Annotated in this window: 20 protein-coding genes; 1 reads left to right on the top strand and 19 read right to left on the bottom strand. The window is 64.8% G+C overall.

Translation table 11 applies throughout. From position 1 onward, the window contains the following. Positions 1–318: 318 nt before the first annotated feature. From SUTH_RS01940 to SUTH_RS01865, 16 genes are all read right to left on the bottom strand, one after another. Entirely contained in the window at positions 319–1,056 is a 738-nt protein-coding gene (locus SUTH_RS01940; protein WP_070099319.1) for a DUF4395 domain-containing protein, read from the bottom strand. A 29-nt stretch (positions 1,057–1,085) separates the two neighbouring features. Further along, complete coding sequence (locus SUTH_RS01935) at positions 1,086–1,538, bottom strand: OsmC family protein (RefSeq protein ID WP_041096678.1); 453 nt, start codon at positions 1,536–1,538, stop codon at positions 1,086–1,088. A gap of 147 nt (positions 1,539–1,685) precedes the next feature. Next, on the bottom strand, positions 1,686–1,922 hold the full coding sequence (locus SUTH_RS01930; RefSeq protein ID WP_041096676.1) for a thioredoxin family protein: 237 nt from the start codon (positions 1,920–1,922) through the stop codon (positions 1,686–1,688). 15 nt (positions 1,923–1,937) lie between these two features. After that, complete coding sequence (locus SUTH_RS01925; RefSeq protein WP_052473065.1) at positions 1,938–3,377, bottom strand: permease; 1,440 nt, start codon at positions 3,375–3,377, stop codon at positions 1,938–1,940. A 7-nt stretch (positions 3,378–3,384) separates the two neighbouring features. Beyond that, positions 3,385–4,407: an ACR3 family arsenite efflux transporter gene (arsB, locus tag SUTH_RS01920; protein WP_041101424.1), complete on the bottom strand. Its 1,023-nt coding sequence runs from the start codon at positions 4,405–4,407 to the stop codon at positions 3,385–3,387. Between the two features lie 51 nt (positions 4,408–4,458). Then, entirely contained in the window at positions 4,459–4,974 is a 516-nt protein-coding gene (locus SUTH_RS01915; RefSeq protein WP_041096674.1) for an arsenate reductase ArsC, read from the bottom strand. Between the two features lie 9 nt (positions 4,975–4,983). Continuing rightward, positions 4,984–5,328: an ArsR/SmtB family transcription factor gene (locus SUTH_RS01910; RefSeq protein WP_041096672.1), complete on the bottom strand. Its 345-nt coding sequence runs from the start codon at positions 5,326–5,328 to the stop codon at positions 4,984–4,986. Positions 5,329–5,479: 151 nt separating this feature from the next. Further along, on the bottom strand, positions 5,480–6,742 hold the full coding sequence (locus SUTH_RS01905) for a thioredoxin domain-containing protein (RefSeq protein ID WP_052473792.1): 1,263 nt from the start codon (positions 6,740–6,742) through the stop codon (positions 5,480–5,482). Positions 6,743–6,753: 11 nt separating this feature from the next. Then, entirely contained in the window at positions 6,754–7,470 is a 717-nt protein-coding gene (locus tag SUTH_RS01900) for an ABC transporter ATP-binding protein (protein ID WP_041096668.1), read from the bottom strand. Positions 7,471–7,622: 152 nt separating this feature from the next. Beyond that, entirely contained in the window at positions 7,623–8,816 is a 1,194-nt protein-coding gene (locus SUTH_RS01895) for an ABC transporter permease (RefSeq protein ID WP_041096666.1), read from the bottom strand. A 7-nt stretch (positions 8,817–8,823) separates the two neighbouring features. Further along, positions 8,824–10,002 (bottom strand): efflux RND transporter periplasmic adaptor subunit, encoded by a 1,179-nt coding sequence (locus SUTH_RS01890; protein WP_041096664.1) that lies wholly within the window; start codon positions 10,000–10,002, stop codon positions 8,824–8,826. Then, positions 9,999–10,406 (bottom strand): hypothetical protein, encoded by a 408-nt coding sequence (locus SUTH_RS01885; protein WP_041096662.1) that lies wholly within the window; start codon positions 10,404–10,406, stop codon positions 9,999–10,001. Before SUTH_RS01885 ends, SUTH_RS01890 begins: the two co-directional genes overlap by 4 nt. Beyond that, positions 10,403–11,017 (bottom strand): TetR/AcrR family transcriptional regulator, encoded by a 615-nt coding sequence (locus tag SUTH_RS01880; protein ID WP_041096659.1) that lies wholly within the window; start codon positions 11,015–11,017, stop codon positions 10,403–10,405. The genes SUTH_RS01885 and SUTH_RS01880 overlap by 4 nt, the downstream gene beginning before the upstream one ends. Before the next feature lie 84 nt (positions 11,018–11,101). After that, positions 11,102–12,160: a TDT family transporter gene (locus SUTH_RS01875; protein ID WP_041096657.1), complete on the bottom strand. Its 1,059-nt coding sequence runs from the start codon at positions 12,158–12,160 to the stop codon at positions 11,102–11,104. After that, on the bottom strand, positions 12,157–13,065 hold the full coding sequence (locus tag SUTH_RS01870; RefSeq protein WP_052473064.1) for a cation diffusion facilitator family transporter: 909 nt from the start codon (positions 13,063–13,065) through the stop codon (positions 12,157–12,159). Before SUTH_RS01870 ends, SUTH_RS01875 begins: the two co-directional genes overlap by 4 nt. A gap of 39 nt (positions 13,066–13,104) precedes the next feature. Further along, a complete protein-coding gene (locus SUTH_RS01865) occupies positions 13,105–13,539 on the bottom strand; it encodes a hypothetical protein (protein WP_041096655.1) in 435 nt (144 codons plus the stop codon). Between the two features lie 240 nt (positions 13,540–13,779). Here SUTH_RS01865 and napF point away from each other — a divergent pair, with 240 nt between their 5' ends. Next, positions 13,780–14,232 (top strand): ferredoxin-type protein NapF, encoded by a 453-nt coding sequence (gene napF / locus SUTH_RS01860; protein ID WP_041096653.1) that lies wholly within the window; start codon positions 13,780–13,782, stop codon positions 14,230–14,232. A 33-nt stretch (positions 14,233–14,265) separates the two neighbouring features. On the opposite strand, the gene SUTH_RS01855 is transcribed toward napF, so the two are convergent. Genes SUTH_RS01855 through napG form a run of 3 tightly spaced genes read right to left on the bottom strand, consistent with a single transcriptional unit; the run spans position 14,266 to position 16,491 of the window. Further along, the gene (locus tag SUTH_RS01855) at positions 14,266–14,697 is read right to left on the bottom strand and encodes a nitrate reductase cytochrome c-type subunit (RefSeq protein ID WP_041096651.1); all 432 of its coding nucleotides are present in this window, start codon (positions 14,695–14,697) and stop codon (positions 14,266–14,268) included. Between the two features lie 31 nt (positions 14,698–14,728). Then, complete coding sequence (gene napH / locus SUTH_RS01850) at positions 14,729–15,610, bottom strand: quinol dehydrogenase ferredoxin subunit NapH (protein WP_052473061.1); 882 nt, start codon at positions 15,608–15,610, stop codon at positions 14,729–14,731. A 23-nt stretch (positions 15,611–15,633) separates the two neighbouring features. After that, entirely contained in the window at positions 15,634–16,491 is an 858-nt protein-coding gene (napG, locus tag SUTH_RS01845; protein ID WP_041096649.1) for a ferredoxin-type protein NapG, read from the bottom strand. Positions 16,492–16,530 lie beyond the last annotated feature (39 nt).

Below are 16,530 nucleotides of genomic sequence, written 5' to 3'. Positions count from 1 at the left end.
CGGCTTCGAGACACCCTCATGCCCACGCCTGCCCCCATGTCCCGATCATCGCCGGGTAAATGCTTTTGTTGCCGCCTCAGTTTATCAATCGCCACAAGCGGGACGGGAGTCCGCTGCTACCGGCAACCGCTGCAAGCGGCATACTCACTTTAGGCATATGTTACGCGGGATGGGCCCGGCGCGGGGGCCGGCGGTGGAAATGCGAACCTGGAAAAGTCATGCGAAGCGGTATCCGGGGACGGCGCTCGCGGTACGGCTATTGTCCCGGCTGGCCGCAGGCAACGAGAACGCGACGACGATCTGTCGTGCGCGCCCCTTTCACTTGCAGTTGTGATGCAGCTTCCATTTCTCGGCATGGCCCATGGCGACGGCCCACTCGGGCGGCGTACAGTCGCCGCTGGCCGTGTTCTCCGTCGCAGGGGCGGCGTCGAGCAGCGTCGGCGCCTCGACCGGAGTGGAAATGTTCCGGCTGACGAACACGATCATGACCAAAAAGGCGACGACGATCAGGGTTTGCGCAAAGCCGATTTTCTGGATTTCCTGCCGCGCCGACACCTCGCAGGTGCCGCCCGGACAGAGCTGGGCCTGCTCCCTGTGGAACCGGTTGTAGACCTTGCAGCCGAGGCAGATGCCGAAAGCACTTTCGAAGAACATCAGCGTCAGGCAGGCGGCGCAGACCAGCAGGTTGATCGGGCCGATCACGTTATGGATCACGATCAGGAACAGCATTGCCAACGCCAGCGCGAAGCCGATGGCCCAGGCGAAGCGCTTCTGCGGCGCACCGACGTATTCCGGGAGCTGGTTACGCACCGCGAAGCGGCCGACGACGAGGCTCGGAGAAAAGCGCGGATTGATGAAAATCCGGATCGTGAAGTCGACCAGAAAGGCGACGACGAAAATCCGCGTCAGGCGAAAGTCGCCCAGCATCCATGCGTTCATGAAGGCGACCATGGCGAAGAAGAACAGGATGCCGGCGCCGGCCCGCACTTCGCGTTCGTTGAGCACCGGCACGGCATGGCCTTCGACGGTCTCTCCAAATCCAAGAATTTTGCTCATGTGCATCCTGTCAATAAATCGGTGCAAGCCTAGCCCTTAAGCACCTTGCCAGTGCCATCGCGCACGGTGACGTTCACCGGAAAGCCGCTGCGAACGCTCTGGGTGACGACGCAGAAATCCTCGAACTGGTCGAGCACGCGGTCCAGGTGTTCCATCGAATCGGCCGGCGAATCGAACTGGATCATGACATCGACGCTGCCGACACGCAGGCGCTTCGCCTCGTTGCGCTCCATGTGCGCGGTAACCACCGTGGTGATCGGGCCGGGATTGTTCTTGAACTTGCGCAGCGCGAACAACAGGCTGGCCGAGAGGCAATTGGCAATGCCGGCGGCGAGCAGGCGCGAAGGATTGGGGCCGGCACCCTTGCCCAAAGGCTCCGGCTCGTCGGCCAGCAGCGGCGGAATGTTCTGGTCGAAGCGGATCAGGAAAGCGAAGTCCTCCTGCTGTTCGAGGGTGAAAGAAAACTGCGGGGTGTCGCTCATTAATTTCTCCTTTAAGACAGAGTTTCAGTGAAGGCTAACGCCGGATTTATCGGCGTTAAGCGCAGCGGCCGTAACTAGAACTGCTGCGATTCACTCATGATTTGCTCCTGATGAGAGTCGGCGCTGGTGGTACGGCGGTTACGACGCTCATGCCTGCTTCAGCCAGCCGGCGATTTCGTCCTTGCTCGGCATGCGGCCGAAGACCATGACTTCTTCGTCGACCACCAGGGCCGGGGTGGTCATGATCGGGTAGGCCATGATCGCCTTCATGTCGCGCACGTGATCGAATTCCGCTTCGATCCCGAGTTCGGCGACGACTTCGCGCGTGAGTTGTTCGAGCCGCTGGCACTTGGCGCAGCCGGTACCGAGGATCTTGATCTGCATGGTGCCTCCTTGTGTTCAGTGCGCGGGCGAAGCTTGCGCCCGCCCGATCAGTTGCACTGCCGCCGCGAGCGTGAGCAAGAAGCCGCCGATGATCAGCGCCAGTGTGCCGAGCGGCATGCCGTCCACCCAGGCGCCGTAAGCCAGGCCCGCGATGGTCGAGAATACCGCCACCAGCCCGACGTAGGTCCAGGCCTTGAGTTTGCCGATGATGGCGGAAGTGATCAGGATGCTTTGCAGCGAGAGTTCGGGGTCGGCCATCAGGTAGGCGATCAGCGGCCCCGGATGCATGCCGAGCGAGAGGAACATCCTGGCGATCGGCACTTCGACCAGCGTCGGAAAATACATGAAGATGCCGAACACCACGCCGGCGAGGTTGGCCAGCAGCGTGTTGCTGCCCGCGATGAACTGGATCCACTCGGGCTGGATGAAGCTGCGCACCACGCCGACCAGAAACACGCCGACCACCAGCAGCGGAAATATCATCCGGATGAAGCGCCAGGTTTCCCACAGCCATTGCTGCATGTCCCAGGCGTCAAAGCGGCGCGCCAGCGGCAGGATGGCGGCGCAGAGAATCGCCACGGCCAGCGTGCGTCCGCTGACGGTGATCGCCAGCCCCGACGAGCCTGCCTGCACGCCGAGCGCGGCGAAGACCAGCGTGAAAGCCGTCAGGCCGAGCGCCAGCCAGGTCAGGCGGCTGAAGCCGGCATCGACCTGCCCCAGCCCGCGCCATGCCGCGGCACCGATCGCCAGCAGGAGGCCGATCAGGGTCAGGCCCTGCAGGCTGAGGCCTTCCTCGCCCTTGATCTGATTTACGGGTACCAGTCGATCGAGCAGCCCCTGCGCCGTCGACGCGCCATCCCAGGGCAGCACCGTGCTGAACAGAGGCGCGGTCAGCCATTCGATTTTGAGCGTGCCGGCGATCAGCAGCGCGACGAGGACGGCGAGGAACAGCAGATTCCTGCGCGGAATGCCGCCGCCGGCGACGAATGCGCCGTTCGCCGCGGTGCGCGCGGACTCTTCGCGATGGAAGATCAGCGCCATCAGCATGCCGATGCCGATACCGAAGCACAGCGCGAGCACGATGCGCGCAATGGCGAAATCGGCGCCGAGCGCCACCCCGGTGTAGGACAGCGCGAGGATGTTGCCCGCCGGGGCAAAGAAGAGAAAGGTGATCGCCGGACCGAGCCCCGCGCCCCTGCTGTAGATGCCGGCGAACAAGGGCTGGACGGTGCAGGAACACACGGCGAGCAGGCTGCCGGCGCCGGCCGCGGCCGAGTAGGAAACATACTTCGGTGCGTCGGGACCGAGGAAGCGGATGATGGATTGCTGCGGCACCAGCGCCGAGAGCCCGCCCGCGATGAAAAAGGCCGGCACCAGGCACAGCAGCACGTGCGCCGCGAGATAGGAGGCGAGGCTGGCGGCACCGCTTTGCAGCGCGGCGATCAGGATATCCACGATGGACTCAGGCCTTCGCCTCGTACCAGCCCTTGCTGGAATTCACCAGTTTCACCACCAGCAGCATCACCGGCACTTCGATCAGCACGCCGACCACGGTGGCGAGCGCCGCGCCGGATTCGAAACCGAACAGGCTGATGGCGGCGGCAACCGCCAGTTCGAAGAAGTTCGAAGCGCCGATCAGGGCCGACGGACAGGCGACGTTGTGCTTCTCGCCCACCGCGCGGTTGAGCCAGTAGGCCAGCGCGGAATTGAAGAAGACCTGGATCAGGATCGGCACCGCGAGTAGCGCGATGATCAGCGGCTTGTCGATGATGGCCTTGCCCTGAAAGGCGAACAGCAGTACCAGCGTCGCCAGCAGCGCGGCGATCGACCAGGGGCCGATTTTTTCCATGGTCCGGTCGAAGTGCTGCCGGCCCTTGGCGAGCAGCGACTTGCGCCAGAGCTGGGCGAGGATCACGGGGATCACGATGTAGAGCACGACCGAGGTGAACAATGTGTCCCACGGCACGGTGATGGCCGAGATGCCGAGCAGGAAAGCCACCAGCGGCGCGAAGGCGATGACCATGATGCTGTCGTTCAAGGCCACCTGCGACAGGGTGAACAACGGATCGCCGTTGGTCAGCCGGCTCCAGACGAAGACCATCGCGGTGCAGGGCGCCGCGGCAAGCAGGATCAGGCCGGCGATGTAGCTGTCGAGCTGGTCGGCCGGCAGCCAGGGCGCGAAGATGTTGCGGATGAACAGCCAGGCCAGGAAGGCCATCGAGAAGGGCTTCACCAGCCAGTTCACGAACAGCGTGACACCGATGCCTTTGACATGGTTGCGGACTTCGTGCAGCGCGCCGAAATCCACCTTGACCAGCATCGGGATGATCATCACCCAGATCAGCAGGCCGACCGGAATATTGACCCGGGCGACTTCCATTTTCCCCAGCATCTGGAAGGGTGCCGGCAGATACTGGCCGAGGCCGATGCCGGCGACGATGCAGAGAAAAACCCAGACCGTCAGATAGCGCTCGAAAGTGGACATCGGCGCGCCTTCAGCTTGTTTGGCGGTGACTTCGCATTGAACTGACATGGCTCAGCTCCCCGTGTGGATTCGCCGTGCCGCCAGCGCCGACTCTTCAGGGCTCATGGTTTCCAGCGGCAGGGCGAGAAAGGCTTCGATGCGTTTCTTCAAGGATTGGTAAGCCTCCTCGAAGGCCGCGCGCCGCGCCTCGATCGGCTCGACGTGGGCCGGATCGGGAATGCCCCAGTGCGCCGTGGCCGGATGGCCGGGCCAGACCGGGCAGGTTTCCTGCGCGGCGTTGCCGCAGACGGTGAAAATGAAATCGAACACCGGTTGCGCCTGTGCAGAAGTCGGCGCTGGCGAGACGGCGTTCGCGGCAAATTCATCCCAGGACTTGCTGCGCGCACCCTCGCAGGGCACGCCGTGTCCTTGCAGCGTCTCGATCGCTACCGGATTGACCACGCCGCCCGGCTTGCTGCCCGCCGACCAGGCCCTGACGCGGCCCTTGCCAAGATGGTTGAACAGCATTTCGCCGAGAATCGAGCGGGCGGAATTGCCGGTGCAGAGCACCAGAACATTGAACGACACGGGCTCTCCTCAAGCCGCCTTGCGGCGGCGGGCTGTGGTGGCGCGTGCCACCGTCTTCGGCAGGCACTGCCCGCCCTGGCAGCAGTTGTCGGTGAGATAGGCGATCAGGTCGTCCATCGCCGCGAAGCTCGCCGCGTAGAAGATGAAGCGGCCTTCCTGCCGCGATGTGATCAGGCCGCTGCGCGCCAGATGCGCGACGTGGAAGGACAGGGTGGCGGGCGGAAGCGCCAGCGACTCGGAAATCGCGCCGGCTTTCAGGCCTTGCGGTCCCTGCTCGACCAGCAGGCGGAAGATGCGCAAGCGGGTTTCCTGCGCAAGCGCAGCCAGCTTATCGACGGCCTGGATGGTTTCCACGGGTTTCGCTTTTATATTTCCGGAAATGTGGAAACATTTTATGCGGCGGCCGGCATTTCAGTCAAGCAAGGCGGTCGCCGTTTCCAGCCCGTTGTTCAATCTGCGTCAATCTGCGAAATCTGCGGACAAAACCGGGGTCTTTGGGTTCATTTCATCCTTCGCGGGTGCGTCGTGCCGCGACGTAGGTGACCAGCCCCGCAACGGCCATCAAGCCGAAGGCGATGCCGACCTGGCTGACGCGCTCGGGGGCAAGGAGCAGCAGCGCGCCGAGTTCGAGCATCATCGCGCCGGACATCAGCTTGAGCAGGCGGCCTTCGCGTTCGCTGAGCTTGCGCGCGCCGAGGCTGCGGGCGAAGACGACGACGATGGCGGCCAGCGGCAGGACGTAGATGGCGTTGTAGGCCGCGAGGTAGCCGTAGCGCGCGGCGGGCGACAGATCGGCCAGCGTCAGCAGGCGCGTATAGACCATCGGAAAGCCGGCGGTGCACAGCAGCTCGTAAAAGTTGGCGGCGATGGCGAGGAAGGCCGTGGCGGCGATCATCGCCGGCAGATTCTCGGCGCCGAGGATGCCGCGCGTGCGGCGGAAGATGTCGGGTTTTTTCGATTCGGGAATCGACAGCGTGAGCCCCTTTTCGAAGGCGAAAAAGTCCTTCACGTTCACCGCGCCGACGAACACCGCCAGCGCACCGGCGGCCAGCGTCACCCAGGCCAGATGCCCGAAAAGCTGGAAGACATTGAGCCAGGCCGCCATGAAGGCGAAATACATCAACCCCGAAATGGCGACGAAGACACCGCCGATGACCAGCATGCGGGTGCGACTCTTCTGGTGCGCCATCATCGAAAGCAGAAACAGCAGCACGAAAAAGGCGCAGGGATTGAAGGCATCGAGCCCCGCCAGCACCAGGGTCAACACGGGCAGCGAGAGGCTGGCGGGATCGATCGCGCCGATCAGCGGCAGATTGATCGCCGCGGCAGGCGACACCTGCGCGACCGGCGCGGTGCCGCCGCCGGCCCGGGCGCGGCAGTCATCGAGTTGGCGGCGAATCGTGGTACCGGTGATCTCGTCGCCATCCCAGCCAAGATGCATTTCGCCGCAGAACAGCCACGCCGGAACGCCGCCGGTTTCAGTGCCGAGCACGCGTGCCATGGCCTCGTAGCGGCGCAGGTTTTCGGGATGGCGCGTCAGCTCCAGCGAGTGCAGGCGAACCCAGGGCCGCGCCTGCGGAATCGCGTCGATGTACGGATGCGCCGCGGTGCAGTGCGGACAGCTGAGCGACCAGAAGAAGTAGAGCTGCACTTCCGGCTGGCCGTCGGCACCGGTGCGCAGCCAGGGATCCTCGGCGCGGCCGGGCAGCGACGCAAATGCCAGCAGGCCGGCCGCCAGCAAGAAAATGAGCTTGCGCAAGAACCTCACGCCGTCCGCCTTCACGAAATGTCCCGGCCTTCGCCGGCCTCCTCGACCGTCCTCCCGTCCCGAATATGATAAATCCGCTTGAAGGTCGGGATGATTTTCTCATCGTGGGTGACGACGATGATCGCGGTCTGGTATTGGCTGGCCATCTGGTTGAGGATGCGCACCACGGCCAGCGCACGCTGGCTGTCGAGCGGCGCGGTGGGTTCGTCGGCGAGGATCACCGGCGGCTGGTTGGCCAGCGCGCGTGCGATCGAGACGCGCTGCTGCTCGCCGCCGGAAAGCTCGCTCGGCTGTGCCTTGGCGCGATGCGCGACGTCGAGCGCCTGCAGCAGTTCCAGCGCCCGCGCCCGGGAAGGCGCGTTGGCGCGTCCCGCCAGCATCGGCAGCAGGGCGACGTTGTCGGTGACATCGAGGAAGGGAATCAGGTAGGGGGCCTGGAAGATGAAGCCGATGCGGTCGCGCCGCAAGGCGCGCAGGTCGGGCGTTTTCCAGCCACCCTGGTCGCTGTCGTAGATCACCTCGCCGCCCAGCGTCATGCGCCCGCGCGTCGGTTCGATCACCGCGCCGAGGCACTTGAGCAGCGTGGTCTTGCCCGAACCGCTGGGGCCGACGAGACCCACCACCTCGCCGGGCGCGATGCGCATGTTGACTTCCTTCAGCGCATCGACGGCGGTGTCGCCCTCGCCGTAGCGTTTGCTGAGGCCTTCGATGTGGATGCCGTCATCCATCAGAGCGTATGAAAAACCCCATGAGAACCCACCGCAGAGGCGCGGAGGCGCGGAGGGGGCGCAGAGAAGTTCAAAGGAAACGATGAGGGTTCCTCTGCGTTGTCTCTGCGCCTCTGCGCCTCCGCGGTAAATCTTGATTTCTCCACAGCCTCTCAGCCCCCGATCGCCGTGGCCGGATCGACCTTCAGCGCGGCGCGGATGGCCAGCGTGCTGGCCAGCGCGCAGACCACCATGACGATGGCAAGGGCGCGCATGGCGTCCGCCGTCTCCAGCAGCACATACTTGGGAAAGGCCGGCGCCCACAGCGTGGCGGAAATCTTGCCGACCACGAAGCCGATCAGGCCGAGGCCGAGCGCCTGTTGCAGGATCATGCCGGCGATGGTGCGGTTGCGCGTGCCGATCAGTTTCAGCACCGCGATTTCGCGAATCTTGCCCAGCGTCATGGTGTAGATGATGAAGGCGACGATCGCCGCGCTGACGATGGTGAGGATGGCGAGGAACATGCCGATCTGCTTGGCCGAAGTGGCGATCAGCTTGGCGATCAGGATCTCCTCCATCTGTTCGCGGGTGTAGGCCTGCAAGTGTTTCCAGCGGCGTATCTCCCGCGCCACGGCTTCCGCCGTGTCGCCAGCGCCGACTTTCACCAGCACCGCATTGACGCTGTGGTTGATGGTCTGCGACGCGGTCACCGCGTCGAGCAGGCCGGGCACGCCGGGGCGGTTCAGGGCGGGGTTGGCCGCCGTGCGTGCGCGGTCGGCGATGATGGCGTCGTTGTCCTTGAGGAACTGCGCTTCCTGCGCGTCCTTGAGCGGAATGAACACCATCGGATCGCCGCCGGAGGACACCATGCGCCGCGTCAGGCCGACCACTTCGTAGTCGTGGCGGCGGATGCGGATGCGCTCGCCGAGCTTGAAGCCGGTCTTGACGTCGGCGATGGCCTCGAAGTGACCGCGCAGCAGGCGCCGCCCCGCCACCAGGTAGGCCGGCTCGCCAGGTTGGCCCGGCTCGAAGCCGACCACCATGCTGCGACTCTCGCGGCTGCCGTGGCGCACCTGCATGGTCAGGTAGGTCACGTTCGCCGCCTGCGCCACGCCGGACATGCCGAGCAGCCCGCGATACACGTCGTCACGGATGCTGGATGACTCGGCGTACGGTCCCTGGGTGTCCTTCTGCACCACCCAGATGTCGGCGCCGCTGTTGGTCAGCAGCACCCGCGCGTCATCGACCATGCCGCGATAGACGCCGGCCATGGTCAGCGTGGCGCCGATCAGCAGGCCCAGCCCGACCCCGGTGAGGACGAACTTGCCCCAGGAATGCAGGATGTCGCGGCCGGCAAGGCTGATCATGACGGGCTCACGAACCCGTGAGGGTGGAAACCACTTTGATGCGGCTGTCCGCGGCGAGCTCGCTCTCGCTGTGCACGATCACCACATCGCCCTCCTTGAGGCCGTCGATGATCTGTACCCTGCCGTCGGCGCCGGTGGTGCCCGTCTTGACTGGAACAAAATCCGGCTTGCCGGCGGCCAGCCGCCAGACGCCGGTTTTGCCTCCGTGCAGGCGCAATGCCGCGCCGGGAACGGCCAGTGCCTGCTTGACGCCCGGCGGGTGCAGGGTGATTTCGCTCATTTCGCCGATGGATACGTCCTTCGGCGGCGTGTCGAAAGTCACCAGCGCAATGCGCTCTTCGGTCACGCTGTCGCTCAGCATTTCAATGCGCGCGACTTTCCCCGGCAGCACCTGGCCCGGCCGCGAGCGCAAGACGATTTCAGCCGGGAGCCCCGCTTGCAGTCCGGCCGAACGATGCTGATCGAGGCGCATTTTTAGCCACAGGCTGTCGGCGGCGACCAGCCGCACCACGGCCTGTCCGGCGACCACGGTCGAGCCCGGCTCGGCGTCGCGCGCGGTCACCACGCCGTCGGCCGGTGCCAGCAGGCGCAGGTTGCCACGCTGCTGTTGCGCGCCGGCGCGTTCCGCGTCGAGGCGCGCGAGGTCCTGGCGCGCGCCGGCCAGCGCTGCCTCGGCGGCGGCAAACTGGGCCATAGCGGAATTCATCTCCTGCGTCTTGCCTTCGGTCACGCTGGAACTGACGAAACCCTTGCGCCCCAGATCTTCATAGCGGCGCGCATTGGCGGCTGCCACTTCGCGTCGCGCGGCGCTGTCGGCAAGTTGCGCCGCCGCCGTATCGATTGCATTTTTCGCGCGGTTGGCGGCCGCGCTCGTTGCGGCGATGCGCTGATCGAGGTCGACCGGGTCCATCTCCGCCAGCAACTGTCCGGCCTTCACGACGTCGCCGACATCCACGGCGACGTGGCGCACGCGCCCGGCCGTGGTGGGTCCGACCAGATAGCCGTGCCGCGCTTCGACCACGCCGATGCCGAACAGCAAGGGCGCCAGGTCGGCTCGCGCGGCCGGTGCAACGGTGACGCGCATTGATGCCAGCGGCCCGCTGCGGGCGACGAACAACACCAGAATGGCCAACAGTACGACGGCGGCAGTAATGAGGGTGGTGCGACGATCGAAGGAGAGTTTCATCGCGGGCTGCTCCCCGCCGCAGTCGCCTTCATCGCGCGCAGGGCGGCCAGCGCCACCGCGATCCAGAACAGCGAGCGCAGCGACAGGGCGCCGACGGTGCGCGCTTCATACGCGCCGCCGGTAACGATGTACGCCGCAAAGGCCAGGAAGACGAGAACGGTCGACACTGCCAGGAACAAGGCCATCGGGGCAGCCCAGCGTTTGGCCAGCAGCAGCGCCGCCCCGGCGAGGACATAGACAAAGCCCGCCAGAAAATTGAACCAGAGCACGAAGGGCACGATGTTGCCCAACTCGGCGCGCGCCTCCATGCCGCCGAACAATGCACGGCCACCGCTGAACACCGTGAGGGCGCCGAAAGCGATGGCAGCAATGGCCAGCCATTTCAGCATGCGCTCGGACTTCATGTGATGCTCCTGATTCCGCGACGGTAGATGGCGAAGGCACCTCGCGCGTCGGCGCGCATTTGTCCGGCCTTGCCACTCAGCAGCGATTGCATGACCAGGCCCTGGATGCTGCCGATGAAGGCTATGACGGCCGCCGCAGTATCGACCTCCAAAGCCACTTCGCCGCGGGCTTTCCCCGCATCGATGAGACCGCTCAAGCGTTCCCGGTAGCCCCCGATCAGGGTACGCGCCATGCGTTTGGCGGGAGTGTCCTCGGCGCGTTGCAGCTCGCCGAACAAAAGTCGCGGCACGCCGGGGTGCTCGGCGACGAACTTGATGTGGGCCATGAACACCGCTTCCAGCGCGAGCAGCGGCGAGTCCGCGCCTTGAATGGCACGGTCTACCCGCTGCAGCAATCGCTCGGCCACCCATTCCATGACCGCCTGCCAGATCGCATCCTTGCTCGGAAAATGGCGAAACAGCGCACCCTGCGTGAGATTCATCCGCTTGGCAATCGCCGCCGTGGTGATATCACCGGGATTCTGCTCGGCAGTCAGTTCGACAACGGCTTCAATCGTCACCGCCCGTCGCAGTTCGGCCGGCAGGTTTCGTGGCTTGGCGCTGACATCCATGGTTTCTTCGATCGTAAGATAGTAATTAGTTACTATCTTATTGACGGTCCTCCGATATGTCAAGCAAGTCGCCATGCCCCGCTATCAGGGATGGGGCTGAAACAGTTTTCCGCTGGCCACGCCGCCGATGGTCTTGACCAGGGTCAGTGTCCAGATGCCCGCGAGCAGGGCCCACGCCAGCCAGCCGAATGCCAATGGCGTAGCCAGGCCGCTGACCTCGCTCAGGCGCTGGCTGCCGAGGGTGAACGCGCCCAGCGGAAAGGTGAAGGCCCACCACGTCAGCGAGAACGGCAGCGGGTCAATCTTTCTGACGGACCAGGTAAACAGCATCGCCAGCACCAGCCAGAAGGCGCCGAAGCCCCAGAGCAGGAAGACCGCCATCAGGTAGGCGGATTTGTCGCCGGCGAAAGGCGTGGCGGCCACCAGGTTGAGCACGCTGACCACGGTGACGCCCAGCGGCGCCAGGTTGATCCAGAAGGTCGGCGCCATCATCGGCGGCAGGCGCTTATGTACATAGAACCGATGGAAGGCCAGTGCCAGCAAGGCCGTGTACATGAAGATGCCGGAACCGAGACCGATGCCGTTGATCGTCAGCGCCAGATCGCGCAGCGCCTCCGGCTGAACGGCGAGCAGCGGCCCGCCGGCCACCGGGATCACCACCAGGCCCACCGGCGGCATGAAGATGCCGGGCGTGATGTGATCGAGGTTGACATGCTCGCCCTGAAAGATCGAAAGCAGCACGGCCAGGGTCAGGCTGAACAGCAGCGCCACGCCGATCCACCAGGCGATCAGCGCCAGCGATTCGTGGCCGCCGAAGGCGCGCAATTGTCCGGCCAGCACCAGCAGGGCGATGGCATAGGAAGGATAGAAATTGGCTGCCACCGGATGCCTGAAGGTATTGGCGACCGCCGGCCAGGCCATCAACCAGCGCAGCAGCCAGGGGATGCTGATCGCGGCGAACAGCGCCAGATTGAAGTAATGCAGAGCCCAGGCCGGGCCTGCCAGCATCGGCAGTTGATGGGAGAAATGCAGCGTCGACAGGGCGAAGGCGCCGGTGCCCATGACCGCCGCCGGCCAGCCGGGAGCGAAGGTTTTGACGATGAGGGAAAAGCTGAGCGGGGCGGCAGTGGTGGGTGGGTTCATGTCGAGGGATTGTTCAGTGGTTGGGCGCAACCGTGATCGAGGCCGTCGAGTTCGATCTGGATCGTCGGATGCGTGATGTGAAAACGCTCATGCAGTTGCTGCGCAATGCCTTCCAGGAAGGCGTCGCCCGGATGTCCGCCGGGGATGACCAGATGGGCCGTCAGGGCGATATCGGTGGTACTCATGGCCCAGACATGCAGGTCGTGAACTTCCGTCACGCCGGGCAGGGCGCGCAGCATGGCGTCGACCTCGGCGAGGATCACGCTCTCCGGCACGCCGTCGAACAGCAGGTGCAGGGACTTCCGGAACAGGCCCCAGGTCGCGGCAATGATCACCAGCGCGATCGCCATGCTGGTTACCGGATCGAGCCAGGCCCATCCGGTCCGCAGATACAGCGCGCCGGCCACCACCACACCCAGCGAAACCAGGGCATCGCCGGCCATGTGCAGAAATGCGCCGCGGATGTTCATGTCGGATTCCTTGCCCGACATGAACAGGGCGGCGGTCGCGCCATTGACCAGCACGCCGATGGCGGCGATGACGATGATGGTCAAGCCGTCGGTCGGTGCCGGAGATTGCAGGCGGTGGGCGGCTTCCCACAGCAGGGAGCCCATCGCCACCAGCAGCAGCACGGCATTGGCAAAGGCCGCAAGAATCGAGGCGCGCTGCCAGCCATAGGTATTGCGATGGTCGGGTTGGCGGCTCGCGGCCAGCGCCGCGACCCAGGCCAGTACCAGCCCGGCGACATCCGACAGGTTGTGGCCGGCGTCGGCCAGCAAGGCCAGCGAGCCGACGCGCCAGCCATAGACGGCCTCGACCACGACGAAGCCGAGGTTCAGCGCAATGCCGATGGCAAAGGCCCGGCTGAACGACGCCGGGCCGTGATGGTGCGAATGCCCGCTCATCGGCCCGCGAAGTTCGTCATTGCCCGCCGCGCCACACGCTTACTTGAAGAAGCCGCGAGCCTTCATGCGGTCGCAGCCATTCTGGCGTGGCGCGGGCAGCGTGACGCCCTTTTCCTTGGCACGAACCTCCATGGCCTGGTGATGTTCGGTCTGCAGGGCCTTGCATTCGTCGTAGGTTTTGGCGGCACGCATCTTGCCGCTATGCGCCGTGCGCTCTTCGGCACTCATCAGTGCCCAGCCCGGCGTATTGTTCTTGTCGAAGTTGAAGCGCATTGCCTTGCCGCCTCCGGGACCCATGCCCTGACCCGGGCCCATGCCGCCTCCCGGACCCATGCCTTGGCCGGGACCCATGCCTTGCCCGGGACCCATGCCTTGCCCGGGACCCATTCCCTGCCCCCCGGCAGGCTGCGAAAAAACCGGTGTTGCAATCGATGCACCCAGGAACGCAAGCAGCGCGATATGTGTGAGCTTCATGATGTTTTCCTTTTGGTTGAGTGAAATGCCTCGATCACTTTGTGCTCGAAGACAATATTAGCTTAGTCTAACTTACCGGCTGTGCAATGGACGGATTGTGAGAATTTGTGTGCGTCCCGCAGCCCCGTACTTTGAACCCGATCCGGCGGTCCGCGAACAATGTGGCGTCAGCGACTGTCCGCAGGCAAAATCCGCCATCAGCTCGCAAAAACTCAAGCCATGGTCAGTCGCCGACAATTTATGCGGGGGGATTTCAAGGCCCGCCGCGCACCGCAGCGCCCACCCTGGGCGCTGACCGAGGAAGCCTTCCTCGGTGCCTGTTCGCGTTGCGGCGAATGCATTCCGGTCTGCCCGACGCGAATCATCGTGGTGGTGCGCGGCTATCCGGAGGTGGATTTCAAGCGCGGCGAATGCAGCTTTTGCGGTGCCTGCGCGACAGCCTGCAAACACGGCGCCTTGCTGCGTGCCGGGAACGAGTCCACACCCTGGACGATCAGGGCGCAGGTAGCGGAGAACTGCCTGGCCAGACATGGCGTGGAATGCCGGGTCTGCGGCGACCCCTGCGCGGTGGCCGCCATCCGCTTCAGCCCGCGCCTCGGCGGGCCGCCCCTGCCCGAAGTGGATGCCGGCTCCTGCACGGGCTGCGGCGCCTGCGTGGCGTCCTGCCCGGCGGCGGCAATCACCCTGAAATAGCGTCCGGCGGCGCAATGCCACCGGACGAAAAACTTACTTGATGTTGCCGATGAAACGGTTTTCGACCAGCGCGGGCGCATCGGCCTGCGGCACGTGGCAGCTGGTGCAGACATGGCGCGATGCATCGAAAGCCTTGGTCGCGGCAACGAAGTGGCTGTCGCCCAGCTTCGGTGAGTTCTTCTTCACGTAATTGTCCGGGCCGTGGCAGTCCATGCACTGGTTTTCGGTGAGCGTCACTTCATCGAAGTTATCCACCGCATGCGGAATCACCGGCGGCTGCTGGGCGTAGGTCCGTGCAACGGTTGGCTGCGTGCCGGGCCGCGCACCCATGTACTTGGTCGGTGCGGGTGCCTTGTCCGGCGCGGCGACGTCCGCGCCGCGCATCGAAACCAGAGGCTCGTAGCTGGCGCAACCGACAATGACGGTCAGCAACGATGCCAGAAGGATGGTGACGGTTTTCTTCATGATGGACTCCCCAGACGAAATTGAAGGTTGATCACTTTGGCGCCGCGTGCGGGACGCCGGTAACAGGTGCGACGGTAGTGCCGAAACGGGTGCCGAAGGCGAACACATCCTTCGAGCAGACATCGATGCAGCGACCACAATTGGTGCAGTTGGCTTCCAGTATCAACGGCGGCGTGCCGTCGATGGCTTTCAGCGCCGGCCGGATGACCTGTGGTTCGGGGCAGACGGCGAAACAGTCCATGCAGTCGTTGCAGGCATCGCGCGCCGGCAGCTTGATGCGTGCCAGCGAGAACCTGCCGACCAGGCTGTAGAACGCACCGACCGGGCAAAGATGGCCGCACCAGCCGTGGCGCATGACGAACAGGTCGAAGAGGAATACGGCCAGCAACACGGCCCATGCCAGACCGAGGCCGAAGAACAATCCGCGATGCATCATCGACACCGGATTGACCATTTCCCAGGCGATGCTGCCGGTCACCGCTGCCGCCACCAGCGTCATGCCGAGCATCCAGTAGCGCGTCGGCCGGCTGATGTGCGCGCTGCCCTTTAGCCCAAGCCGCACGCGCATCCAGTAGGCGGCATCGGTCAGCAGGTTGACCGGGCACACCCAGGAACAATAACTGCGGCCGCCGACCAGCAGATAGAACAGCAGCACGATGACCACGCCGGTCAGCGCCAGTTTCTCCGGCACCTGCCTTGCCAGCACCGACTGGAGGATGACGTAGGGATCGGTCAGCGGCAGGAAGTTCAGCGTGTAGCTGAAATTCAGATTGCCCTTGACGATCCACCAACCGAACCAGGGGCCGACGAGGAACAGCAACAGAATTCCAATCTGGCTGCTGCGCCGCAGGATCAGCCATTTGTGCGCGGCGAACCAGCCTTTCGCGGCAACGGCTTCGACGCCGGGACGCATGGGCGAAGTTTTCAGGGCAGAGTTCACAGCTTGCCCCCCTGGAAGGCCTTGGGCAAGCCGACCGGCCCGGGAGTCGGCGCTGGCGGGACGGCGCCCGGACTTCCCGACAGTCCCTTGCCGCTCTCATACTTCATGCCCTCGGGCATGTTGTACTGATGCTCGACGTCCGGCGCCACCAGGCTGCCGCCGGCTTTTTCCTTTTCCACCCAGCCCAGGCGATAGTGCGAGCTGAGCTGGCCCTTGGCCATGTAGAGCGGGAACACCTTGATCGAAGCCACCTCGGTGGGGCAGGCCTTCTCGCACTTGCCGCATCCGGTGCAGTGGTCGGAATGCACCACCGGAATGAACAGGGTGTGCTTGCCGGTGCGCGCGTTGGTCTGCGGATCGAGCGTGATGGCCTTGTCGATCACCGGGCAGACGCGGTAGCAGATGTCGCAGCGCAAGCCGAGGAAATTGAGGCAGGTTTCGTGGTCGACCAGCACCGCGAGTCCCATCTTGGACTTGTTGATGTCCTTCAACGAGTGATCGAGCGCCCCGGTCGGGCAGGCCTTCACGCACGGAATGTCCTCGCACATCTCGCAAGGCAACTGGCGCGCGACGAAGTAAGGCGTGCCGGTCGACATCGGCTCCTCGGGCTTGGCCAGATGCAGGATGTTGTAGGGACAATCGCGCACGCACATCCCGCAGCGGATGCAGGCCGCCGAGAAGTCGCTTTCCGGCAAGGCGCCGGGCGGCCGGATCGCCGCCGGCGGCAAGGCCTTGGCATGTCGCGCATACAGCCCGACCCCAAGCCCCAAGAGGCCGACGCCGCAAGCCATGCGCGCGGTATCGGCGAGGAACTGGCGACGGGCTGCGGCACTCGGCGTGTTCTCGTTGTCCATGATCGCTGGACGGAGAGCGCATGTTTCCCGCGCCCTCCG

The sequence above is a fragment of the Sulfuritalea hydrogenivorans sk43H genome (assembly GCF_000828635.1).
Classification (GTDB): Bacteria; Pseudomonadota; Gammaproteobacteria; order Burkholderiales; family Rhodocyclaceae; genus Sulfuritalea; species Sulfuritalea hydrogenivorans.
This window is presented reverse-complemented; position numbering and strand designations above follow the sequence as displayed.